This is a genomic window from Hymenobacter telluris (assembly GCF_017313265.1).
Classification (GTDB): Bacteria; Bacteroidota; Bacteroidia; order Cytophagales; family Hymenobacteraceae; genus Hymenobacter; species Hymenobacter telluris.
The window spans coordinates 1-21680 of sequence record NZ_JAFLQZ010000018.1 but is presented as its reverse complement, the minus strand read 5'-3'; the positions used below and the strand labels follow the sequence as shown (position 1 = coordinate 21680).

Here is a 21680-nt window from a genome sequence, read left to right as displayed (position 1 = left end):
GCAGCCACTCGGGGGCTTTGGGTGCTGCTCATAGCTACCCCTGCGCCTGAATAGCCGTGATAATCACCGTGTTGAACACGTCTTCTACGGTGCAGCCGCGGCTCAGGTCGTTTACCGGCTTGTTGAGGCCCTGCAACACCGGGCCGATGGCCAGGGCGCCGGTTTCGCGCTGCACGGCTTTGTAGGTGTTGTTGCCGGTGTTCAGGTCGGGGAAGATGAGCACGCTGGCCTGGCCGGCCACTTCCGAGCCAGGCAGCTTCTGCCGGCCCACCATGGGGTCTACGGCGGCATCGTACTGAATGGGGCCTTCCACTTTCAAGTCGGGGCGGCGCTGCTTTACAAACTGCGTGGCCTCTCGAACCTTCTCTACATCAGCGCCTTCGCCCGAGGTGCCCGACGAGTATGAGAGCATGGCTACCCGCGGCTCGATGCCAAACCGCAAGCTGCTTTCCGCCGACGACACCGCAATTTCAGCGAGCTGCTCGGCGGTAGGGTTGGGGTTTACGGCACAGTCGCCGAACACCGCCACCCGGTCGGGCAGGCACATAAAGAACACCGACGATACCACCGACACGCCCGGCTTGGTTTTGATGAACTGCAAAGCCGGCCGGATGGTGTGCTGGGTGGTGTGCACCGCCCCCGACACCATGCCGTCGGCGTGGCCCTTATACACCATCATGCTCCCGAAGTACGACACGTCGCGCATGAAGTCCCGGGCCATATCGTAGTTCACGTTCTTGGTTTTGCGCAGTTCGTACAGGGTCTGCACGTAGTCGTCGTAGTGCTCGGCGTGGGCCGGGTCGATGAGTTGTATGCGGCTCAAATCCAGCGTCAAACCCAGGCGCTTCACCGAGGCCGCAATGGCCGTCGGGTCGCCCAGAATGGTGAGGTCCACCACGTCCTCGTTGATGAGGCGGGCGGCGGCGCGCAGAATCCGGTCGTCGTTGCCTTCGGGCAGCACAATGTGCTTGCGCTGGCTTTTGGCCCATTGCAGCAGCCGGTACTGGAACATGTGCGGCGTAATACCCTCGGGCTCGAAAGTCACAATCCGCTCCTGCAACGCGGCCACATCCACGTAGCGGTTGAAGGTATCAATAGCCAGCCGGATTTTCTTGGGGTTGTCGGGCGTGATGCGCGACTGAATGGCCCCGATGGTGGTGGTAGTGAGGAAGGTACCCGTTTCCACGGCCAGAATGGGCACCACAGTTTGCAGGCCTTCAATCAGCTTGAGCACCGGCTCCTCGGGTTCCAGGCCGCCCGTGAGCACCAGCCCGGCCACCCGCGGGTAGTTCACCGAGGCGTTGGCTTGCAGCGCAATCAGTAGGATGTCGGCCCGGTCGCCGGGCGTTACAATCAGCACGTTGTCGGCGAGGCGCGTGAGCAGGTTGGGTATCTGCATGGCCCCGGTGATGAAATGGTCGACCTGGTTGGTGAGCTGCTCGCCCCCAAACAGCAGCTTGCCGCCCAGCTGCTCATGAATTTCCTTCATGGTGGGGTTCTGCAAGTCCTTGTCGGCCGGAATAATGGCCAGAATGATTTCCTCGGGCAATTGCGCCCGTAACAGGCTGCGTACGTCTTCCACCTGCTCCGCCGGAATCTTGTTGGCTATCAGCGCCAGCATCTGCACTTCGCGGGCTTCCACGTTGCGCCACACAGTCAGGGCCGTATTAACGAGCTGCGCGGTGGTTTTGCCGGCCCCCGATACCACCATTAGCACCGGGGCCCCCAGGTTTTTGGCAATCGACAGGTTGGCGTCGAATTCAAATGCCGTGCCTTCGCCAATAAAGTCGCTGCCTTCCACCACCGTGAAGTCGTAGTCGTTTTCCAGCGTTTTGAACTTGTGAATAACCCTATCAATAATGTCGCCCTGCCGGTTGGCCTCCAGCAAGCCCATGGCCTGAGGCCGGGTGTAGGCGTAGGCTTCCTCGTAGGCAATGGGTAGGTTGAAATAGCCCACCACGCTTTCAATATGCACGCTCTTATGCTCCGGGCTCGGTACGTTGATAATGGGTTTGAAGTAGCCCACTTTCTGCGCTTTGCCCAGCAGCAAGTTCACTAAGCCCAGCGTAATCAACGATTTGCCACTGTGTGGTTCGGTGGAGGCAATAAAAACGGTCTTGGTCATGGGGGAAGGCAGTTAGAAACGTTCCTACGAGGAATAGTGGCAACAAGCTGCATAGTAGAAGCCGCGCGCAGTATTTCCAAGGCAAGGCCTCCGCCAGCCAGGCCCCAAAAGAAAAATCCGGGCACTTATATCCTTTATTACGAAATATTCGTAGTATTACGAAAGTATCGTAAATACTGATTTATGGAACGACTAACCCAACCCGAGGAAGACGCCATGCAGGTGCTCTGGCAGCTTGATGGCGGCTATATTAAAGACGTGCTGGAGCAATTACCCGAGCCCCGGCCGCCGTACACTACGCTGGCCTCCACCATCCGCAACCTGGAGCGCAAAGGCTACCTCCGCAGCGAAAAGCTGGGCAATACTTACCGCTTCACGCCAGCCATTGCCGCCGCCGAGTATGGTAAGCAGTCGATGCAGGCTGTGGTGGGCAACTACTTCCGCAACTCCTACAAAGACCTGGTTTCGTTTTTTGCGCAGGAGCAGAATATCAGCGCCGAGGAGTTGAAGGATATCATCAGCATGATTGAAAACCAGAAGCCCAAGCCATGATGCCCGACCTGCTAGTATATCTGCTGAAGATGAACGGGGCGCTGCTGCTGTTTGCCGTGGTGTATTACGCGCTGCTTCGCCGCCTCACTTTCCACACCCTGAACCGGTGGTATCTGCTCGGTTCCATCATTTTTTCGGCGCTGTATCCGCTACTAGATGTGGCGGCGCTGTGGCCCCGGCCGGTGGTGCTGAGCAACGAGCTACTAATCTGGCAATCAGGCTGGCAGGGCCAAACTGTAGCGGCGGCCGCGCCAACGGATTACTACGGTTGGGTGATGAACCTGTACTGGCTGGGCGTGGTGGTGCTCTTCGGCCGCCTGCTGATGCAAGCCGCGTCGTTGCGCCGGCTGCATCGGGCCTCAGCGCCAACCAGCGCTGGTTTGCCGTTCCGGCAGGTAAACCAGGTAGTTACGCCCTTTTCGTTTTGGCAAACCATTTACCTGAACCCAACCCAGCACCAGCCCACCGAACTATCAGCCATCCTGCTACACGAGCAGGTGCACGTCCGGCAGTGGCACACTTTGGATGTATTGCTGGGCCAGCTGTTGCGCGTGGGCTGCTGGCTGAATCCGGCGGCGTGGCTGCTGCTGCGGGCAGTGCAGGAAAACCTGGAATTCATTGCCGACCAGGCCGTGCTACAAGCGGGGCAGGTTGACAGCAAAGTGTATCAATACAGCCTGGTGCGGCTCAGCACTCTGGCGCAGGGCCCGGCGCTTGTTACCCCGTTCACTTTTCACCCCCTCAAAACCCGTATCAACATGATGAATAGCCGAAAATCTGCCGCCATTCAGGTGGTGCGCTACCTGCTGGTAGCACCCATAGCCGCCATGCTGCTGCTGGCCAGCTGCTCGAAAGCCGAGGAGCAAGCCGCGCAGCCTGCCAAGCAAGGCGTGGATAAAACCATGGATAACGCCCTGTACTTCATCGACGGCGAGAAGTCCACCAAAGCCAGCATGGAGCAGCTAAGCCCCGAGGCTATTGCCACTGTGAATGTGCTCAAAGGCGACAATGCTCGCAATAAGTTCGGTGAAGCCGCGGCCAGTGGCGTGATTATCATCACCACGAAAGCCAACCAGAACTCGGCGGCAGTGAAAGCCTTCAACCAGCAATACAGCCCAACCGTCGATTACACCGGCAAGCTGATTATCATCGATGGGGTGGCGTCAACACCAGAAGCGTTACAACGTGTACCGGAGTCGCGCATTAAAACCGTAAACGTGTTGAAAGGCGCGCCAGCCGAGGCGCAGTATGGTGCCCAGGCTCGCAACGGAGTAGTAGTTGTTAGTACCAAGTAGAGGGCAGCTAGCTTTAAGTGCTCTACACACGCCACCTTTCGGGTTACAGCCGGAAGGTGGCGTTTCAGCATTTTGTGTACTATAACAGAATGGAACGTAAAGCGGAGTTGCTCCGTAAGCACCACTGTTTCACCTAGCACCTAGCGGCTTGCCTTACATGACTACTTCAGCGTACCCCGACTACTTGGATCTGAGCTACCGCCCCGATTTGGGTATCGTAACGGCCCGCTGGAAACGCCCGGTAGTTTCGCCGGAGTTACGTACCGGCTACGAAGAAATCTTGCGCTACGCTGCCTCCTGCCTGGAATGCCGCTACTGGCTCATTGACTCAAGGCGGCGAGTGGAGGTGGATGCCCGCGACGTACATTGGCTGACCACCACCTTCTATCCAACACTGCGCGACCATCTGCACGGGCATGTGTTCCTGGCTTTTTTGGCGGCGCCTTACCAGCTCGGCCACGTCCAGGACGATACCTTGCCCTCCTTGCCCCACACGCACGGTAATTACTGCTCGCTCAACCAATTCACCGACGAAGGCGACGCCGTGCAGTGGCTGCTGGCCCAAGGTGCCCAACCTGTAATACAAGCTGCTACATAAAGTAGCCCTACAGCAGGCCGCTGTAGTTGTTGACTTTTCTAGTATAGATTTGTTCTACTAGAAGATTATAGGTCAATTGCTCGTATAGTTAAACTATTCCGTGTGTTATATCCGTATATTGCATCTGAGTTGATAGTAACTTGTATTATTAAGTATGAGTTTCTGTTTGAACTGGTTGCTAATTGCTTTAATTTATAGCCTATGTACAAAATAGTCGTATTGTTTTTTCTGGCGTTTCTGCTGCTCCTAAGTCCGGGCGCTACGCAGGCCGACAGCATTTCTGAAGCCGCTATTGAAGCAGCCGGTAGCAGCTACCCCAAAGTGCCACGGCCCAACTATAAGAAATACCGCGGCAACAGCCGGAGTAAGCACAAGCGCCTCGGCTTTTTCCGGCGGCGTGCAGCCCGGCGGCGCGCTATGCGTAAGCGGAAGAATGCTGTGCCCGTACGTAAAGGCGTAATATCCGTAGACGAGCCGAAGGGTACTATGCCTAAAAGGTAGCTTTCAGCCCTAAATACACAGAACAGCCGCATCAGGTCCTTAAGCCGATGCGGCTGTTCTGTGTATTTAGGGCAGCGTAGTTGGATGCCAGTAGGCAGAGTGAATCACTACACTAGCTGTCTGTGGTCTTGGTGCTTAGGTAACGGATATGGAGTGTTAAGACAATGTGCAAAAAACATTTTTATATAGTAGGCCGATGGAGTGTAAACAATATCGATAGGTTTAGTCCTATTTATTTAATTCTCGTAATGAGAATAAGATTCTCTTTTATGGAATAAAATCCAATTTTGAAATGAGTGTAAACGTCTGTAAATGAGTATATTAAATATATTTTTATAACATATACAATATTGTTAGATTAATTTAATAGCTTACATCATCAATCAACTGATGTTGCTTTTTTTATGAAAAAGATTTACTCCTATCAGCTAGTGATTCTGCGCTTGTCACTGGTATTAGTTCTAGTTTCTGCCTCCGCTATTGCTCAGGCCGCATCTACTTCCGCGCAGATATCCACTTCAACCACGGCTTTCCTGAAACGCTTTGTTAATAAAGCGGGCGAAGTGAACTACGGCGCCATTCAGCGCGATCCGCAGCAGTTGGATGACCTGTTACAAGACATTGCATCTTATGATACCAAAGCCTGGGCATCGCAGGCCGACTTGTACGCTTTCTACCTGAATGCCTATAACGTATTAGTTATCGGCGAGATAGTGGCTAACTACCCGCTGACTTCTGTGCAGCAAATGCCAGGCTTCTTTGATAAAAAGCAGATGCTGGTGGCGGGCGAGAAAATGACGCTCGATCAATTGGAGCATAATAAACTGCGCAAGCTCTATGATGATCCGCGGTTGCACTTTGTATTAGTGTGCGGCACCACTAGCTGCCCGCGCCTAAGCCGCGAAGCCTACACGGGTAAAGAGCTATTCGTGCAGCTCAACACGCAAACTCAGCGGGTATTGCAGGATCCGGCTTTCGTGCAGGTAGATGCAGTAGCCAAAACAGTGAAGCTGCCCGAAATATTTAAGTGGTACGAGGCCGAGTTCAGCAGCAAGGGTAAAACCGGATTGGCTTACATCAACCAATATCGGTCTGAAAACAGCGTTCCAGCTTCTTTCTCAACGGATTACTACAGCTACGACTGGCGCTTGAACGACCAGAAAAAGTAGGTGGCCCTTAACAAGGGAAGCTAATTATGCCAAGCAAAACAGGCGGGACCCGTGCAACAGCACGGATTCCGCCTGTTTTGCTTGGTATAGCTGCCAGTAAGCTCACCTGTCAGCCAACTGGCAGCAGCCGAAACCCACCTGATTGTTGGTATAAGTCTACCTTGGCTGCACTGTTATCGTAAAAGAACCTCCATTCCACCACCACCCTATGCTGACCTCTAGGCTTGAACATGATTTTCTGGGCGAACGGGCCATTCCGGCCGACGCATACTACGGTATCCAGACCCTGCGTGCTCTAGAAAATTTCAATATCACAGGTATCCCGCTCAAATCGGAGCCGCTGTTTGTGCAGGCTTTGGGCTACGTGAAGAAAGCGGCGGCGCTAGCCAACCGCGACATGGGCGTACTCGACCCTACCATTGCCGACTATATTTCCAGAGCCAGTGACCGGGTAATTGCCGGCGAAATGGACAACCAGTTCCAAACCGACATGATTCAGGGCGGAGCCGGTACCTCCGTGAACATGAATGCCAACGAGGTAATTGCCAATGTGGCCCTCGAGCTGATGGACAAGCCAAAGGGCGCCTACGAGTTCTGCCACCCCAACAACCACGTTAACTGCTCCCAATCCACCAACGACGCCTACCCCACAGCATTCCGCATTGCGCTCAACAACAAGCTGGTTGGTTACAGCCAGGCCTTGGGGGAGCTTGCCGATGCCTTTGCGCAGAAAGGTGAGGAGTTTCAGAACGTGCTGAAAATGGGGCGCACGCAGCTACAGGATGCCGTGCCGATGAGCATGGGCGACGAGTTCAAGGCCTTTGCTACCAACCTGCGTGAAGAGCTGCTCCGCATTCAGGACAGCCGTAACCTGATCAGTGAAATTAATATGGGGGCCACGGCCATTGGCACCCGGGTAAACGCCCCCACTGGCTACGCCGAAACCGTAACCGAGCACCTACGCGCCATTACCGGACTGGACCTCGTGCTGGCCGGCGACCTGATTGAGGCCACCTACGATACCGGTGCCTACGTGCAGTTGTCGGGGGTATTGAAGCGCACGGCCGTGAAGCTCTCCAAAATCTGCAACGACTTGCGGCTGCTGTCGTCGGGGCCGCGGGCAGGGTTGTTTGAAATCAACCTGCCACCGCTGCAACCGGGCTCCAGCATCATGCCTGGCAAAGTAAACCCCGTGGTGCCCGAGGTGGTCAACCAAACGGCGTTCTACGTTATTGGGGCCGACCTGACCGTGACGATGGCCGCCGAAGCCGGTCAGTTGCAACTGAACGTAATGGAGCCGGTAATTTCGTTTGCGTTGTTTACCAGCATTTCCTACCTCACCCGCGCCTGCCACACCCTCCGCGAGAAATGCGTGGTTGGCATCACGGCCAATGCCCAGCACGCCGAGAAACTGGTGCGCAACAGCATCGGGATTGTTACGCAGCTGAACCCAGTGCTTGGCTACGAAACCGCCGCCGAAATAGCCAAAGAGGCCCTGCGCACCGGTAAAAACGTGTACGATATTGCAGTAACTGAGCGCCAGCTGCTTACACAGGAAAAATGGGACGAAATCTTTACTTTCGAAAACCTCATTCGTCCGCACTATATTCAGTAACGCAACGGCCCGGTATTGCTGCGCAATACGGCGGCCTATTCCAACGCAGAAGGTGCCCGGTGGAGGATAGACAGCAACGGGTTAGCGAGAAGTGAAAAGCCGGGAGAGTACGTATAAACAGTGTTTTTTCAATTATTGCTAGCGTAAAGCCTTATGCAAATTGTCTTAGTAGATGATGAACACGTGAGTGTTTTCGTCACCAAAAAAATACTGGAACGGGAAGGCATAGCCGACGAATTGCATGCGTTTGAGCTGCCTGAGGAGGCCTTGCGGTACGTGCAGCAAAGTATACCAGCGCACATACCCAACGTAATTCTGCTGGACCTGAACATGCCAGGGCTCAATGGCTGGGAGTTTTTGCAGTCTTTGCAGCCTTATGAAAACCAGCTGCTAGGCCAGTGCTTCATTTATATCCTTACCTCGTCGCTGGACCCGGCCGATACGGTGCGCTCCAGCGAGTTTCCCTTGGTTTCAGGCCTGATTCATAAGCCGCTGGACAGAATTCAAGTTCGGGCAATTTTCGATCAGGTAGTCACAAAGCAGCTTTAACTGATTAAATATCAGACAAGTAAAAAGCCGTGGCCCCACCAGGAACCACGGCTTTTTACTTGTCTGAGGCTGGGGGTTTTACCACGAGCCGCTGTTGTCATCGTCGCTGTCGAAACCGCCGCCACCGGTGTCGTCGGACGATAAGTCGTCGTAGGACGAAGATTCGCCGGAAGCGAAGTAGTCGGGTTCAGAATCGTTGGTAGCCGCGTCGGAGAAATAATCGGGAGCGGTATCGTCGGTGTTGCCTAGGGCCGGAAACTCGGTAGAACCGCTAGCCGCACCAGTTCCGGCGCCAGTGGCCCCGGCTAGGCCAGCCGCACCAGGGTCGAGGGAAGAAGGCTGGCCACCGAAGCCGGCCGCATTGTGGCCGCTGTTGTAATCATTGTCGTTGTGCCCACCTGAGGCCATGCGGTTGCCGAGGTAGGCACCGGCTGCGGCTGCCGCGCCCGTTGCCAGAATGCCGCCCATACCGCTGCCGCCAAAGCCACCGCCAGTATTGTTGTTGCCCATGTTGCCGCCCGTGCGGTTGCCGTTGCCATAAAAATCGGGCGCGGGCTGCTGGGGAGTGCCACGAGTAACAGGGCCGTTAGGGCCAGCTGGCCGGTTGCCATAAAAGTCGGGAGTGTTACCTGGAGCAGCCGGAGCGGTATTGCGCCGCCGGAACAGCCGCACTAGCAGCCAGATTACGCCGCCAATCAGCAGCGCCCCAACAGCCAAGGTGCCAATACCCAATCCCGAGGGCTCGGGCGCCGGTACCGAAGATTGCGGCTTGAACGGCTCAGTGGCAAGATCAGTGCTTTGGGCTGCGGGGGTATTGCCTAGCTCGGGGCTGGCGGCTGTAGCAGGGGCTGCGTCTGGCTGCGTAGCACCACTTGAGGCCGTGGCTGCCTGGTTTTTGCGCGGGTCGGAACTAGGGTTGGCCGCTAGCATCAGGGTGTTGAGGCCCTTGCGCAAGCCCATAAAGTAATTGCCCTGCTTGAAGCTTGGCGTCATTTGCTGATTGATAACGCGGGCCGTTAGCTCGGGCGTAATAACGCTTTGTAAGCCCGAGCCAGCCTGAATCGTGACCTTGCGCTCCTGACCGGAAAGCAGCAGCACGATACCATTGTTTTTGTCGCGCTGCCCGATGCCCCAGGCCTCACCTAGGGCGCGGCCATAGTCGGAAACGGAACGGCCGCCCAGGCTGGGCACCGTTACCACCACTATCTGGGTGCCGGTTTCGTCGGCGTAGCTGCGCAGGCCGGTTTCCAGGGTTTTCGCGTTGGCTTCGGTGAGCAGCTTCGCCTCATCAGTAACGAAGCGGAAGGGCGACGGCCGGGCCGGTAGCCCGTCGGCAGATTGCGCGAAACCAGCGCCCGACCAGCTCAGCGAGCTAACGAGCAGCAAGAAGAATGACAACAAGAAACGATGCATGGCGCACAAGAAAAGGTGAGAGAATTAGGTGTGAGCAGACTTAGAGTCTTTTACGGCAGGCCCGGGCCAAGCAGCCATACACCGGGCCGCCGGGTTCGGCTAGCTGCCAGAGCAAACCTGCGTAGTATGCGCGTGTACGCACGCTAACCGATACTGTTTATGCCTGAAGCCAAGCGCCCTAGTACCTTTGCTGGCTATGAAACCCGTGCAGTCGAAAATTTATTTCAACAACCGAGCTGGCAAGCTATTAGAGAATCCGGCTAATTACCTGGAGGCGCATTGGAGCAACTCGCTCCGGCAGGAGGGCGATGCGCAGGCCTTGTTCACGCATATGCTGCACGCGCTACAGCGCTACAACTGGAGCCGGATTCTAATCAATCAGGTAGGGATGCTGCCTTTCTCGCCGGCCGAGCAGCAATGGGTGGCGCAGGAGTGGCTGCCCTTGGCCATGCGGGCTGGTTACCGCCACGGTGCCATAGTTGTTTCGCCCAACGTAATGGTGCGCTTGGCCACGGCCTACGTAACCACGCAGGTACAGGGCCTGCCGCTGCTGTACCGCTCCTTCGAAACGGAAACCGAAGCTGCTCAGTGGCTGCTGCAGCAGCCAGTGTCGCCGTAGCATATGCCAGTAATGGCCGGTCAAAATAGCACCAACTGAAAGCGTCCCTTCGCCATTGGCAAAGGGACGCTTTCAGGTAAGTGGCGCAAGTACCTTGCAGAGGGCGCCAGCTTTTAAGAGCCTACCCCGGAGCCGTGGGCTTGGCCGTTCATTTGAGCGGAGTGCTCGGAGAGTTTATCCGGGTTTTGGCTGTTTTGCACCGGTACATCGGTGGCTTGCTGGCCGAGGCGCTCCGACATCTGGCCTTGGTTGCTGCCATTGGTACTGTGTTGGCTGCCGCGTACTTCAATCTGGTGGCGGCGGGTTTTCTGCTCGTCTTTCGGTACGGTTACGTGTAGTACGCCGTCTTCAAAAGCGGCCTCAATACGGCTGGCATCCACGGTGTCGGGGAGTTGGAACGAGCGGCTGAACGAACCGTAGGAGCTTTCCACCACATGGTAGCGGCGCTGGTCTTGCTGCTCCCGCTGGAAGTGACGCTCCCCGCTGATGCTGAGGCGGCCCTGGTGGAAATCCACCTTGATGTCTTCGCGCTTCAGGCCCGGCAAGGCCACTTCTATTTCGTAGCTTTTCTCGGTTTCGTAGGCGTCGGCGTGGGGCGAGAACGAGTTGACGCGTCCGCGCGAAGCCAGCGAGTCGTTGAAGAACCGGTCGAGCATCGAGCTGAAGCTAGCGGACGACAGCTCGGAAAACGAATCCTGATACTTTTGAATAGCCATGATTGTGAAAGGTTGAGGTTAAACAAACGAACACAAGCACGCCTGATACGGAACGAAAAAAATGGGTGTTTCACCGGGAAACCAGATTTTTTTCAGGCGCCTCACTCTCCCGAATACGGCCTGTGCTGTGGGCTACAAACGGGCTAGGCTAGCTGGTGCCAAGCCCGTGTTATACAGCGCCGCCCAAGGGCCCCAGCGCCGCCTGCCGGCGCTAAACTTGTGGTGCTGGTACTGCGTAGGCAACCAAGCGGCCCCCAGCAGCCTCAGCACCAGTAGGCGGTGCCACGCCGGAGCACCGCAGTTGCTTTTTCTCACCGTATTGCTTTTCGTACCATGTCTCGTTTCATATATCTGCCACTCGTGCTGCTGGGCCTGATGGCTACGGCGGCGCAGTCTCAAAACCGCGCGCCGGTATCGTCCACGCAACGCAGCCTCGGCGAGCGGGTGAGCCCTATGCCTGGCGTAGTGCTGCCCACTGGTGCCAGCCAGCGCAACCTGGAGCCCATGCCCGCTCCTTCGAAGGTGCAACCCAACGGTACGCTGCCACTACCTGCCTTTCCGCGCGGTAACGTAAGCGTTGGGGCCCTCGACTCAGGACAGGTGGTAAAGCCGGCTTCCGGTAGCACTCCGCCCGCTCGCACACCGCGCCGCCGCCCGTAGTTTTCAGAGCGCCCGTGTCGGCCTCCAACTGCTCCTGGCAGCCCTACCTTCCCAGCCTCAACACGCGTTGGCGCTGAGAAGGTATTTTTTTGGCGAAAAAATGAGTTTCAATCTATTAATGAGGCGCTTTTGTTGCCATTATTTCAGCTACTTCCAGTAGATTGCTTGTCAATCTACTCCGAATCCCATCCATGAAAGCGCCACTTGATGTCGTCAATTTATACATTGCTCTTGTCCAAGAATTCAACACCGATACAGCAGCCTACGCCGAGCTGCTGCACCCCGAAATAGAACAGACGGAATACCCGAATCTGGTCTATAAAACCATCCAGCGCCGGTCGTTCGACGAAATAATCGACAACATCCGGATTGGTCGGGAACTGCTTCACAGCCAGTCGTTTGATGTGCAGCACACCCACACCGGGCCCGATGGCTGCGTGCTGGTGGAAGGAACCTGGCAGGCCGTTGCCGTCAACGACATGGCCTCCATGACCCGCGGGCAACAGATCAAAGCGCACCTCTGCCTGGTTTTCGAGTTCAAAGACGGTAAGATTTACCGGCAGCGGCGTTACTCCGGCTACGAGCAAGCCTAGCCTGCCAACCGCCCCGTGTAGCCAGCCGCGGCCCTGCCCGCACTACCTACCGGGTAAACAGTGAAACCAGAAGCCCGCCGCGCTGCGCTTGTTGCAGTACGGCGGGCTTCTGGTTTTATATTCACTTCCGCTTACAGCATACCCCCTGGGCTATGGCTTCAGGTATTTCGAGGCTTCCACCACCTGGTAGGCCGGGTCGGTGCGGAACATGCCTTGCAACGAGCCAATGTGCCGGGCCCCGATGATGGTGAGCAGCCGCGTTTTGCGGGTTGCCAGTTGGGTGGTTACTATGTTGGAGTAGATTTTCAGGTCGCGGTTATAGAAAACCGAAATAAACTCGGCCCCCACGTAGTGCGGGCTGATGAAACCGGCATCCACCATGGGGTCGGGCTTGAGGGTGCCATCGGTGACGCGGGCCGGGGTGCGGTACACCAGGGTGTGCAGCTGCTGGAGCAGCGCCGGGCTGTTGGTGAAGGCCAGCAAACCGCCCATGCTAAGGTTGCCGGTTTCCCAGGCTTGCATCTTGGGGCCCCCATACGCCCGGTGCTCGGCGGTGGCATCTTGGTAGAGCTTGATGTTGGTGCCCTCGTGCAGAATGCTTTGCGAGGTGCTGCCCGGCGCATTCACGCAGTAAATGCGCTCCAACCCCAGCTGCTTGCCCAGCACAAACCCTAGCTGGTAGGTTTCAGAGCGGCCACCGGGCAGCGTGTTCAGGTCGAGGCGGCCCTGCCGGTACAGGGCGTACAGGCTGTCGAGGTGGGGCTGCCGCTCGGGTAGCTCCTCCACCAGAATGGCATCGGGCCGGTAGCGTTGCAGCTGGGCCCGGACGGCCTCTAGCTCGGTTTGGCGCTTGGGCGTTAGCACGTCGGTGTTAGGGTTGGTGGCTTTGTACACCTGGGCCAGGTGTGGCCCCCCCACTAGCATTACGGCAACCGGCGCCGTGCTGGCCGCCAAGCCCGTTACCGGCTGGTTTTTGGTGGTGGTGCAGGCCGCCAGGCTAGCCAGCGCAACAAGACAAGGCAACAGAATTTGGCGCATAGAAGGCGAAGATAAGAGCGGTGTTTCAAGCCCGCTTCCGGAGGTACCTTCTCTTGACGCCGCCACTAGCCTTGTCCGTTGCTTGGCGCTCCTGAAATAATATGAACCCGCCGCCGCAAAAGCCACCACCCAACCAGCCGGTGCGGCTAGCTACGTGGTAGCTGGCAGCTCAACCAGTTAGTTGCTCCGCCGCGGAGCCGGGGTGGCTTTCGGCTGCGACGACATAGTAGAGGTGCCGGTGGCGGGTTTCTTTAGCGGCTGGTTGTTGTAGTCGGTGGTAACTTTCTCGTCGGGGGCGCCGCTCATGCCGGGGGCTACGTATTCGCCCTGCCCATCGGTAGCCGACTTGGTGGCGGGTGGCGCAGGCTGCGGGCGTGCCGTTGCGGACGTGGCCGGGCGGCCCTTGGTGGTGCCGGCCTTGGTAGCGGGCTTGGTTTGGGCAGAGGCTGTGGTGCCGGCCAGCAGGCCAGCCAGCACGAAACCGAAAAAAGCAGTGCGTAGCATCAGATAACAGGTTAGTGGGTGTTCCTGGTTTTACGGAAAGCAGCGGCAAGAAGCTGCACTGTCGGAAGGATGTTGTCCGCTCAATTTGCACTGGCTGGCCCCCCTCCCAACACAGCTGCGCCCGTGCTCCGGCAACTACCAGGAAACACGGGCGCAGGGCGTAAAGGGTACAAGCCGGGAGCCGGCTAGTAGCTTTCCTTCTGGAAGCCAAACTCGCGGAGGCGGGCCTCGAAGGTATCGGGGTAGTTGGCTTTGAGGTGGTGGATGAGGGCGCGCAGGGCTTTGCGGAGCTGGGTTTCGCTCTGGTCTTTGGCACTGACCATACCGCTGCGCTGCCCGGCCGCATCGGCGCTGGTTTGCACCAGGGTGGCGTACTCGGTGGCCAGAGGCTGCCAGTAGGCGGTGCCGTACTTCTTCTTGTCGAAGCTATGCGCCTTGAGGGCCACCAGCAGCTTGGCCACCGCCTTCACCCGTTCGGTGCGGGCGGCCGGCAGCCGGTAGCTCTTGCCTTCCCGCGCAATCCCGAACTCGGAGAAGTAGGCGCGGCCCTCATCGGTGTCGTATTCTTCGGCGAGGTAGCTTTTTACATAATTGAGGGCCTTATCAACTTGCTTATCCAGCTCTTTGAGGCGCTGGGCTTGCGGGGTGCGCTGGTCGCCGGCAGCATCGGCTTCGTCGCGGCCCTGGGCATAAGTGACGGACAGCGTGGTGAAGTCGGCTTTGGAAAGCCAGAGCAGGTCGGGTAGGTCGGAACCCTCCCAGGCAGTGGCGGCCTTGGTGGCGAGGGCCGCCAGGGCTACGGCGCTGGTAGGCAACGGGCTGGTGCGCCGTTTAGGAGTAGTGGTAATAGGGGCCACAAGGGACATTTCTGAGGTGGGCGCAAGCATATAAACAGTAGTTGAAGTGGATAGTAACCCCAATATACTAATTCCAAGGGCCCTGTACTATTCCCATGGTATCAACTCATTTGTTTCTGTTCTCTGGGGCTGCCTCAGAACGCTCCTACATTCGTTTCTGTCCGCTGGGGCAGCCCCAGCGCCTTCCCGCATTCGTATCTGCCCGCTGAGGCAATCAGGTAGCTCTTCCACAGTTATTTTAGCTCTCTGCGGCTACCCCAGAGCCTTCCCACAGTTGTTTCGGTGCTCTGGGGCGTGTGGTACCCCCTGAAACCAATGCGTCCGTGCTCCGGGAATTCCTCGGGGCACGGACGCAGTTAGATTTGTTATAAACCGTTTTACAACTATAATACTTAGCTTAAAACTATGGTGGGCACCATAAATTCATGTAACTGAAACGACAGCTTTATGCAGTTCGTCCCTGCACGCTTTACGTAAATTCTTTAAAGCCTTAGACCCTAGTGTTGCATCATAGTTTTCGTCTATGACCTGGAATCCGTTATAGATGAAAACTATCATGGAATGAGCATAATTACATGTTGTTGGATCGTGAGTTAAATGCACCACTATATAATCGTCTCCCGGTCCAGATCTAGACTTTTCTGAAATAATTCTACAGCAATTGTTTTTCAATAATAGCATAGGTATATATATTTCACATACCTTCCATCCATCATCTTCTAAATAATTTCCAAAATCATTCTCTGAATTAATCAATACATCTTCCCTGAAACTAATACTGTTGTCAATGCCGCTTCTATTTACAGACAAATCCTTAATATCAATTTCTAAAAAAGGAACAAGGGGCTTGTGTCTTGGATGTACTCTTCTATAAAGAGATTCTTCTGAATTGAAATGAGGGATAATAGTTTTGCCGGTCGCATGTAGTCTAGGCGGTACATGCAAATTATCACATCTACGAAAGGAACTTATAAACATAGAACTCTTCGTCATTCGAGCCAAAGTCAAAGAAACTTCTCTCACCTAGGGTTTTGAAAGGCGAGTAACTGTACATACTGTCGCCGTCAGAATCGACAGCAATAAACTTGTTTCCCTTTTCAAATTCTCTGTAAACTACTACGCCCTCTTCTGACGAGAACATAAGATGGATTGCTTCTAAAATCTCCAATTTACAGTAGCACCTTGATAGGTGTTTCAATATTGTATTCGTGACTCTGGTTTGCTCAGTCGTTAAGTTATAACTACTTAAGAGGATATCGTATTTGTCCTGAATGATTTGATGAGCCTTTTCATTACTAAAAGCGCTTCCTGCTAAATTGCCGATACTCTTTCTTGAAACTTTATTGATATTATAGTTATGACTTTGAACCCTTGATTCATTAGGTTTCTTAATTCCTTGATGCATTATCATACGAAAGTCTCCTTTGCTTTGTGAGTTGTTAAAACATCGAAAATATTGTTCTTGTTTTTTCTTAAACTTTTAAACTTATCTGATATATCATTGATATCTGTGTATTCATTATATGAATCAGAAACTGATATATTAATCTTGATAGATACATCATCATCTCTTGACTCAAGTATTTGCTCTACTCCTATTGTTTCGTCATTTTCAAACATTTCCAGCTGGATTGTTGCTTTAGACAAATTGTCTGGCAGCTTATCTGGAAAAGATATATTCATATTTAGAAGCTCATTCAAATTATCAGTGTGTTTTATCGTTGCAAAAAATTCGTTATGATAGATTACAGATGGGTTAGTGTAAGACATATTCTTGTTACTGCATAGATCTTTGATAGTTTTAAGTATATTTTCAAATTCGTCATAAATGTTATTCCAATCCTTGTAAGGCTTTCTCTTTGTTATTTTAACTGTATTGGGTGACAATAATATATATCTTTTGTCTTCCTTATTTGAAAGCATAAAACCATCCTTAATGGTTTTGGCTTCTGATTCGTGACCTGTATTTTCTCCCTCTTTTTTGATTGTTCCCTCTACTTCAAACAAAATTCTTTCATTAACTATTGGATAGTTTTGTCTGATTGAATCAACAACTTGCATGTAATACTCATGCCAACTTTCATTGTTTTTGATGTCAATGCTAATACTAGCTTCTACGATGGGTGGGGCTTCAAACTTCATTATTATAGATTCTCTAGCGCTTTTTGCACGCTTTACGTGTTTGACCTGCGTCCAGTTGGTCTATTATGCTTCTGAGCAATTATAAACAAAAAAGGCCGTGTTATCACGGCCTTTTAAAGTGAGGAGCAAATTTCCCTTACGAACCGCAGGCCTCGCAGGCGTCGGGGTTATCCAGGGAGCAGGCCATGTCCGAGGCGTTCTGGGCCGCTACGTTCAGGGGCTCCAGGGTCTCGGCGGCTTGCTTCTGCACCGTGAACTTGATGGCGTCGGCGGCGGCTTTGGTGCGCAGGTAGTACATGCCGGTTTTCAGGCCCTTCTTCCAGCTGTGGAAGTGCATGCTGGTCAGCTTGCCGAAGTTCACGTTCAGCACGTGCAGGTTCAGGCTCTGGCTCTGGCAGATGTACGCGCCCCGGTCGGCCGACATATCAATAATGCGGCGCTGCGAAATCTCCCATACCGTTTTGTACAGGTCTTTGATGTGCTGCGGAATCCGGTCGATGTTCTGTACCGAGCCGTTGGCGGCAATGATTTCGTTTTTCATCTGCTCGTTCCAGATGCCGAGCTTGATGAGGTCTTTCAGCAGGTGCTTGTTCACCACCATGAACTCGCCGCTCAGCACGCGCCGCACATAAATGTTGGACGTGTAAGGCTCAAACGACTCGTTGTTGCCGAGAATCTGGGCGGTACTGGCCGTGGGCATAGGCGCTACCAGCAGCGAGTTGCGCACGCCGTGCTCTACCACCTCGGCGCGTAGCGCGTCCCAATCCCAGCGACCCGAGTCCGGCGTTACGTTCCAGAGGTCGAACTGGAACTTGCCCTGGCTGAGTGGCGAGCCGGGGAAGGTTTCGTAGTGGCCGTCGCGCTTGGCCAGGTCCTTGGAGGCCGTCATGGCCGCGAAGTAGATGGTCTCGAAAATGTCTTTGTTCAAGCCGCTGGCTTCGTCGCTCTCGAACGGCATGCGCAGCGCAATAAACGTATCGGCCAGGCCCTGCACCCCCAGCCCTATGGGGCGGTGGCGGCGGTTGCTGCGCTCGGCTTCCGGCACCGGATAGTAGTTGATGTCGATAACCTTGTTCAGGTTCAGCGTGGCGTGGTAGGTTACCTCGTACAGCTTCTGGTGGTCGAAGACAAGGTTGCCGTTCTCGTCGGGGCGCACGTAGCGGGGCAGGGCCAGCGAGGCGAGGTTGCACACGGCAATTTCGTTCTCGTCGGTGTACTCCAGAATCTCGGTGCAGAGGTTGGAGCTTTTGATGGTGCCCAGGTTCTGCTGGTTGCTCTTGCCGTTGGCGGCGTCCTTGAACAGCATGTACGGCGTGCCGGTTTCGGTCTGGCTTTCCAGGATGGCAAACCACAGCTCTTGGGCCTTGATGGTTTTGCGGCCTTTGCCTTCGCGCTCATACTTTTGGTACAGCCGCTCGAACTCCTCGCCGTGCGTGGTGTCGAGGCCGGGGCACTCGTGGGGGCACATCAGCGTCCAGTCGCCGTTGGCTTCCACGCGCTTCATGAACAAGTCGGGCGTCCAGAGGGCGAAGAACAGGTCGCGGGCGCGCATCTCTTCCTTGCCGTGGTTTTTCTTGAGGTCCAGGAAGTCCATGATGTCGGCGTGCCAAGGCTCCAGGTAGATGGCGAAGGCGCCTTTGCGCTTGCCGCCGCCCTGGTCCACGTAGCGGGCCGTGTCGTTGAACACCTTCAGCATGGGCACGAGGCCGTTGGAGGTGCCGTTGGTGCCTTTGATGTAGGAGCCCGTAGCCCGCACGTTGTGCACGGCCAGGCCAATACCACCGGCCGACTGCGAAATCAGGGCGCAGTTCTTCAGGGTGTCGTAAATGCCCTCAATGGAGTCGTCCTTCATCGTGAGCAGGAAGCACGAGCTGAGCTGGGGCTTGGGCGTACCGGCGTTGAAGAGGGTAGGCGTAGCGTGGGTAAACCACCGCTCGCTCATCAGCTCATAGGTAGCAATAGCGGCGTCGATATCCTCTTTGTGAATACCGATGGCCACGCGCATCAGCATGTGCTGCGGGCGCTCCACCACTTTGCCATCGAGGCGCAACAAATAGCTGCGCTCCAGGGTCTTGAAGCCGAAGTAGTCGTAGTTGTAGTCCCGGTCGTAGATGATGGCCGAGTCGAGGGTGGCGGCGTGCTTATGAATGGTTTCCCACACGTCCTTGGCTATCAACGAGGCATTTTCGCCGGTCTTGGGGTCCTCGTAGGTGTAGAGCCGCTTCATGGTGCTGCTAAACGACTTCGCCGTGACCTTGTGCAAGTTGCTCACCGCAATCCGGGCGGCCAGAATGGCGTAGTCGGGGTGCTTGGTGGTGAGGGAGGCGGCAGTTTCGGCGGCCAGGTTATCAAGCTCCACGGTGGTTACGCCGTCGTAAATCCCGTCGATAACCTTTTTGGCTACCTCAATGGGGGATACATAGAGCATATTGAGCCCGTAGCAGAGCTTTTCGATGCGCGCCGTGACTTTATCGAACTTCACGGATTCGCGGCGGCCGTCGCGTTTTAGTACCAGCATAGACGTTGCGGTTGATAGTTGGTGTATGGGTTTACGCGCCCCGGTAGGGCAGGCAACTTGGATTCAGGAAGAGGGTTCCGGACGCCAGCACATCATTCCGCATGCGTCCGTTGAGTAGCGGAATATATCCTCTTCCAGGGGCTAGGACAAACGTAGACTTTAGAAGTTTTCCACATAACCGCAAAACGGTGCTGTTCAGCGGGTTTAAGTTAAATAAGTATTGCTATATTAATTAGTAAATGAATGAAAATTAGGGTTGGGAAAGTGAAGCGGAAATCGTATTGTCGGTAACTGCCTCTGCTTGGTGAATTGCTGCCATCCAGAAATTATTGGATAGAAAACGACTTACTTTTCCGGGGGGTATGAACCGTCAGGGTTTATGACGGCCGATAAGCAAAAGGCCGTCATTCCGAGCGCAGCCGAGGAATCTCGCGTGCTGACGTTATGTTGCTGTTCACAAGCCTATGAGATATAAATAGTTAGAGGCGTGTAGCGCGGAATGGATTTCCGCGCTACACGCCTCTAAGTTCAGTGAGGGTTGTTCTGGGTTACACTCCCAGCGTCCAGCCCTGCCGGTACTCGCGCTTCACGAAGCGGTTCACCTCATCGAGGTTGGTGACCTTCATCTGGCGCGGGTCCCAGTCAAGCTTCAGGTTGCGGCCCGGATACGTGAAGCCCTTACCGTCGGCGTTGGCGTGCCGAATGTCGTGGCCCCGAATAGCTAGGTTGGCAATGAGCAGCGCCTCCGTAAGCGGGCCAGCCACCTCGAAGGGGGAGCTAACTTCCTTGTTGCCGTAGCCGGCCAGGCACGCCTCCACCCACTGCGCGTAGTGGCCATCGGCCCCGCCCGGCACGCGGGCCAGGGTGGGCTTCACTTTCACTTCGTTGGTACGGGAAAGGGGCAGCAGCTGCGGATTGGCCGAGTAGGTGCTGGCCATCATCTTGCCTTTCTTGCCCACAAACAGAATGCCGTTGCCTCCGTCGCCGAACAGCTCGTTGAAACCCAGCTCGGCGGGCCGCTCGGGCTGAATGCCGCCGTCCATCCAGTGCACCGTCACGTCGTGCTTGGTTTTCGAGGTGCGGGGGAAGGTGAGCACCACGTGGCTGGATGGCGGGCAGCTCTCGGGGAAGTAGCCGCGCTTGAACTCATCCACGTACACGCTGCCCACGCTGGCTTGCACCGAGGTAGGGTACTGCAAATCCAGGACCCGGAAGGGCGCTTCCAGCAGGTGGCAGCCCATGTCGCCGAGGGCGCCGGTGCCGTACTCCCACCAGCCGCGCCAGTTGAAGGGCACCAGCTTATCGATGTAGGCGGTTTGCGGCGCCGAGCCCAGCCACAGGTCCCAGTCTAGCTCTGGCGGCACCTTGCCCGGCGTGGCCGGCCACGGAATGCCCTGCGGCCATACGGGCCGGTCGGTCCAGCAGTACACCGTGTCCACGTCCCCGATGAGTTTGGCGTCGTACCATTCGCGCAGCTGCCGCACCCCGTCGTTGGATGCGCCCTGGTTGCCCATCTGCGTCACTACCTTGTACTTACGGGCTGCTTCAGCCAGTACCCGGGCCTCATAGATGTCGTGGGTTAAAGGTTTTTGCACGTACACATGCTTGCCGAGCTGCATGGCCGCCAGGGCCACGTTGGCGTGGTTGTGGTCGGGCGTCGACACGCACACGGCATCGAAGTTCTTGGCCTCCTTGTCGAAGAGCTGGCGCCAGTCTTTGTAGTACTTGGCCTGGGGAAAGGACTGCACCGACCTGGCGGCGCGGCGGTCGTCTACGTCGCAGAGGTAGTTGATGCGGGCTTTGCCACTTTTAAAGAAGCTGGCCAGGTCACTTTCGCCTTTGCCGCCCACGCCTACGCCCGCAATAACCAACTGGTCGCTGGGGGCGGTGTAGCCGCGGCCGCCCAGCACAAAGCGGGGCACAATCATGATGCCGGCGGCTGCTACCGCGCTTTTGGTAATAAACTCTCGGCGCGAAACGGTAAGGGGTGGGGTTTCAAGCTTGTTTTCAGACATAGTGGGAGGGGATTGAGGAAGGAAGTAACACGGAGCAGGGTAAGCGCATCGGCCGGTTGTTCTGGGCCTGTAGCATGCGCTTTTCAAATCAGGAGCCAGAAGGTACAAATTCCAATGAATTTGCCTAGGCTGTGTGGACAGCTAGCGCATCCAATCTAACGCAGCCAGCAAATGGGCGACGGCTAAAAAGGAGGTGGCTGT

20 protein-coding genes are annotated in these 21680 nt (G+C 55.5%); 10 read left to right on the top strand and 10 right to left on the bottom strand.

Going from position 1 to position 21680, the window contains the following annotated elements; genetic code table 11:
* Positions 1–34 precede the first annotated feature (34 nt).
* Positions 35–2125, bottom strand: a complete 2091-nt coding sequence (gene pta, locus J0X19_RS20225) for a phosphate acetyltransferase (protein WP_206986250.1) — start codon at positions 2123–2125, stop codon at positions 35–37.
* 183 nt (positions 2126–2308) lie between these two features.
* Between pta and J0X19_RS20220 the strand changes: the two genes are divergently transcribed.
* The 7 genes from J0X19_RS20220 (at position 2309) to J0X19_RS20190 (ending at position 8404) form a co-directional block, all read left to right on the top strand.
* Positions 2309–2677: a BlaI/MecI/CopY family transcriptional regulator gene (locus J0X19_RS20220; protein ID WP_206986249.1), complete on the top strand. Its 369-nt coding sequence runs from the start codon at positions 2309–2311 to the stop codon at positions 2675–2677.
* Complete coding sequence (locus J0X19_RS20215; protein ID WP_206986248.1) at positions 2674–3972, top strand: M56 family metallopeptidase; 1299 nt, start codon at positions 2674–2676, stop codon at positions 3970–3972. The genes J0X19_RS20220 and J0X19_RS20215 overlap by 4 nt, the downstream gene beginning before the upstream one ends.
* A gap of 157 nt (positions 3973–4129) precedes the next feature.
* Positions 4130–4570 (top strand): hypothetical protein, encoded by a 441-nt coding sequence (locus tag J0X19_RS20210; protein ID WP_206986247.1) that lies wholly within the window; start codon positions 4130–4132, stop codon positions 4568–4570.
* A 201-nt stretch (positions 4571–4771) separates the two neighbouring features.
* Entirely contained in the window at positions 4772–5071 is a 300-nt protein-coding gene (locus J0X19_RS20205; protein WP_206986246.1) for a hypothetical protein, read from the top strand.
* 404 nt (positions 5072–5475) lie between these two features.
* Complete coding sequence (locus J0X19_RS20200) at positions 5476–6240, top strand: DUF547 domain-containing protein (protein WP_206986245.1); 765 nt, start codon at positions 5476–5478, stop codon at positions 6238–6240.
* A 208-nt stretch (positions 6241–6448) separates the two neighbouring features.
* On the top strand, positions 6449–7855 hold the full coding sequence (gene aspA / locus J0X19_RS20195; RefSeq protein ID WP_206986244.1) for an aspartate ammonia-lyase: 1407 nt from the start codon (positions 6449–6451) through the stop codon (positions 7853–7855).
* 153 nt (positions 7856–8008) lie between these two features.
* Positions 8009–8404, top strand: coding sequence for a response regulator (locus J0X19_RS20190; protein WP_206986243.1), 396 nt, complete (start codon positions 8009–8011; stop codon positions 8402–8404).
* Between the two features lie 78 nt (positions 8405–8482).
* Here the strand turns inward: J0X19_RS20190 and J0X19_RS20185 are convergent, their stop codons facing one another.
* A complete protein-coding gene (locus J0X19_RS20185) occupies positions 8483–9817 on the bottom strand; it encodes a TPM domain-containing protein (protein WP_206986242.1) in 1335 nt (444 codons plus the stop codon).
* A gap of 205 nt (positions 9818–10022) precedes the next feature.
* On the opposite strand from J0X19_RS20185, the gene J0X19_RS20180 reads away from it, so the two are divergent.
* Complete coding sequence (locus J0X19_RS20180) at positions 10023–10436, top strand: hypothetical protein (protein WP_206986241.1); 414 nt, start codon at positions 10023–10025, stop codon at positions 10434–10436.
* A 113-nt stretch (positions 10437–10549) separates the two neighbouring features.
* Here J0X19_RS20180 and J0X19_RS20175 read toward each other — a convergent pair whose 3' ends face one another.
* Positions 10550–11152 carry an Hsp20/alpha crystallin family protein gene (locus J0X19_RS20175; protein ID WP_206986240.1) on the bottom strand — a complete coding sequence of 201 codons (603 nt, stop codon included), beginning with the start codon at positions 11150–11152 and terminating at the stop codon, positions 10550–10552.
* Between the two features lie 333 nt (positions 11153–11485).
* On the opposite strand from J0X19_RS20175, the gene J0X19_RS20170 reads away from it, so the two are divergent.
* Together J0X19_RS20170 and J0X19_RS20165 are read left to right on the top strand one after the other, a co-directional pair.
* Positions 11486–11812: a hypothetical protein gene (locus J0X19_RS20170; protein ID WP_206986239.1), complete on the top strand. Its 327-nt coding sequence runs from the start codon at positions 11486–11488 to the stop codon at positions 11810–11812.
* A gap of 191 nt (positions 11813–12003) precedes the next feature.
* Positions 12004–12405, top strand: coding sequence for a nuclear transport factor 2 family protein (locus tag J0X19_RS20165; RefSeq protein WP_206986238.1), 402 nt, complete (start codon positions 12004–12006; stop codon positions 12403–12405).
* A gap of 150 nt (positions 12406–12555) precedes the next feature.
* Here the strand turns inward: J0X19_RS20165 and J0X19_RS20160 are convergent, their stop codons facing one another.
* The 7 genes from J0X19_RS20160 to J0X19_RS20130 form a co-directional block, all read right to left on the bottom strand.
* On the bottom strand, positions 12556–13443 hold the full coding sequence (locus J0X19_RS20160; RefSeq protein WP_206986237.1) for a DUF5694 domain-containing protein: 888 nt from the start codon (positions 13441–13443) through the stop codon (positions 12556–12558).
* A gap of 177 nt (positions 13444–13620) precedes the next feature.
* Positions 13621–13947 carry a hypothetical protein gene (locus tag J0X19_RS20155; protein ID WP_206986236.1) on the bottom strand — a complete coding sequence of 109 codons (327 nt, stop codon included), beginning with the start codon at positions 13945–13947 and terminating at the stop codon, positions 13621–13623.
* A 185-nt stretch (positions 13948–14132) separates the two neighbouring features.
* Positions 14133–14834, bottom strand: a complete 702-nt coding sequence (locus J0X19_RS20150) for a hypothetical protein (protein WP_206986235.1) — start codon at positions 14832–14834, stop codon at positions 14133–14135.
* Between the two features lie 393 nt (positions 14835–15227).
* Complete coding sequence (locus tag J0X19_RS20145) at positions 15228–15797, bottom strand: hypothetical protein (protein ID WP_206986234.1); 570 nt, start codon at positions 15795–15797, stop codon at positions 15228–15230.
* A gap of 414 nt (positions 15798–16211) precedes the next feature.
* A complete protein-coding gene (locus tag J0X19_RS20140) occupies positions 16212–16946 on the bottom strand; it encodes a TIGR04255 family protein (protein ID WP_206986233.1) in 735 nt (244 codons plus the stop codon).
* Between the two features lie 136 nt (positions 16947–17082).
* The gene (locus tag J0X19_RS20135) at positions 17083–19464 is read right to left on the bottom strand and encodes a ribonucleoside-diphosphate reductase subunit alpha (protein ID WP_206986232.1); all 2382 of its coding nucleotides are present in this window, start codon (positions 19462–19464) and stop codon (positions 17083–17085) included.
* 548 nt (positions 19465–20012) lie between these two features.
* Complete coding sequence (locus J0X19_RS20130) at positions 20013–21479, bottom strand: Gfo/Idh/MocA family protein (RefSeq protein ID WP_206986231.1); 1467 nt, start codon at positions 21477–21479, stop codon at positions 20013–20015.
* Positions 21480–21680: the final 201 nt, after the last annotated feature.

Bases quoted from the DNA above. Each gene is read 5' to 3' on its own strand.
- J0X19_RS20145 (WP_206986234.1), bottom strand. From the start codon at position 15,797: ATGACGAAGAGTTCTATGTTTATAAGTTCCTTTCGTAGATGTGATAAT.
- J0X19_RS20205 (WP_206986246.1), top strand. From the start codon at position 4,772: ATGTACAAAATAGTCGTATTGTTTTTTCTGGCGTTTCTGCTGCTCCTA.
- J0X19_RS20220 (WP_206986249.1), top strand. From the start codon at position 2,309: ATGGAACGACTAACCCAACCCGAGGAAGACGCCATGCAGGTGCTCTGG.
- aspA (WP_206986244.1), top strand. From the start codon at position 6,449: ATGCTGACCTCTAGGCTTGAACATGATTTTCTGGGCGAACGGGCCATT.
- J0X19_RS20215 (WP_206986248.1), top strand. From the start codon at position 2,674: ATGATGCCCGACCTGCTAGTATATCTGCTGAAGATGAACGGGGCGCTG.
- J0X19_RS20175 (WP_206986240.1), bottom strand. From the start codon at position 11,152: ATGGCTATTCAAAAGTATCAGGATTCGTTTTCCGAGCTGTCGTCCGCT.
- J0X19_RS20210 (WP_206986247.1), top strand. From the start codon at position 4,130: ATGACTACTTCAGCGTACCCCGACTACTTGGATCTGAGCTACCGCCCC.
- J0X19_RS20155 (WP_206986236.1), bottom strand. From the start codon at position 13,947: ATGCTACGCACTGCTTTTTTCGGTTTCGTGCTGGCTGGCCTGCTGGCC.
- J0X19_RS20200 (WP_206986245.1), top strand. From the start codon at position 5,476: ATGAAAAAGATTTACTCCTATCAGCTAGTGATTCTGCGCTTGTCACTG.
- J0X19_RS20170 (WP_206986239.1), top strand. From the start codon at position 11,486: ATGTCTCGTTTCATATATCTGCCACTCGTGCTGCTGGGCCTGATGGCT.
- J0X19_RS20140 (WP_206986233.1), bottom strand. From the start codon at position 16,946: ATGAAGTTTGAAGCCCCACCCATCGTAGAAGCTAGTATTAGCATTGAC.
- J0X19_RS20190 (WP_206986243.1), top strand. From the start codon at position 8,009: ATGCAAATTGTCTTAGTAGATGATGAACACGTGAGTGTTTTCGTCACC.
- J0X19_RS20160 (WP_206986237.1), bottom strand. From the start codon at position 13,443: ATGCGCCAAATTCTGTTGCCTTGTCTTGTTGCGCTGGCTAGCCTGGCG.
- J0X19_RS20130 (WP_206986231.1), bottom strand. From the start codon at position 21,479: ATGTCTGAAAACAAGCTTGAAACCCCACCCCTTACCGTTTCGCGCCGA.
- J0X19_RS20185 (WP_206986242.1), bottom strand. From the start codon at position 9,817: ATGCATCGTTTCTTGTTGTCATTCTTCTTGCTGCTCGTTAGCTCGCTG.
- J0X19_RS20135 (WP_206986232.1), bottom strand. From the start codon at position 19,464: ATGCTGGTACTAAAACGCGACGGCCGCCGCGAATCCGTGAAGTTCGAT.
- J0X19_RS20150 (WP_206986235.1), bottom strand. From the start codon at position 14,834: ATGCTTGCGCCCACCTCAGAAATGTCCCTTGTGGCCCCTATTACCACT.
- pta (WP_206986250.1), bottom strand. From the start codon at position 2,125: ATGACCAAGACCGTTTTTATTGCCTCCACCGAACCACACAGTGGCAAA.
- J0X19_RS20165 (WP_206986238.1), top strand. From the start codon at position 12,004: ATGAAAGCGCCACTTGATGTCGTCAATTTATACATTGCTCTTGTCCAA.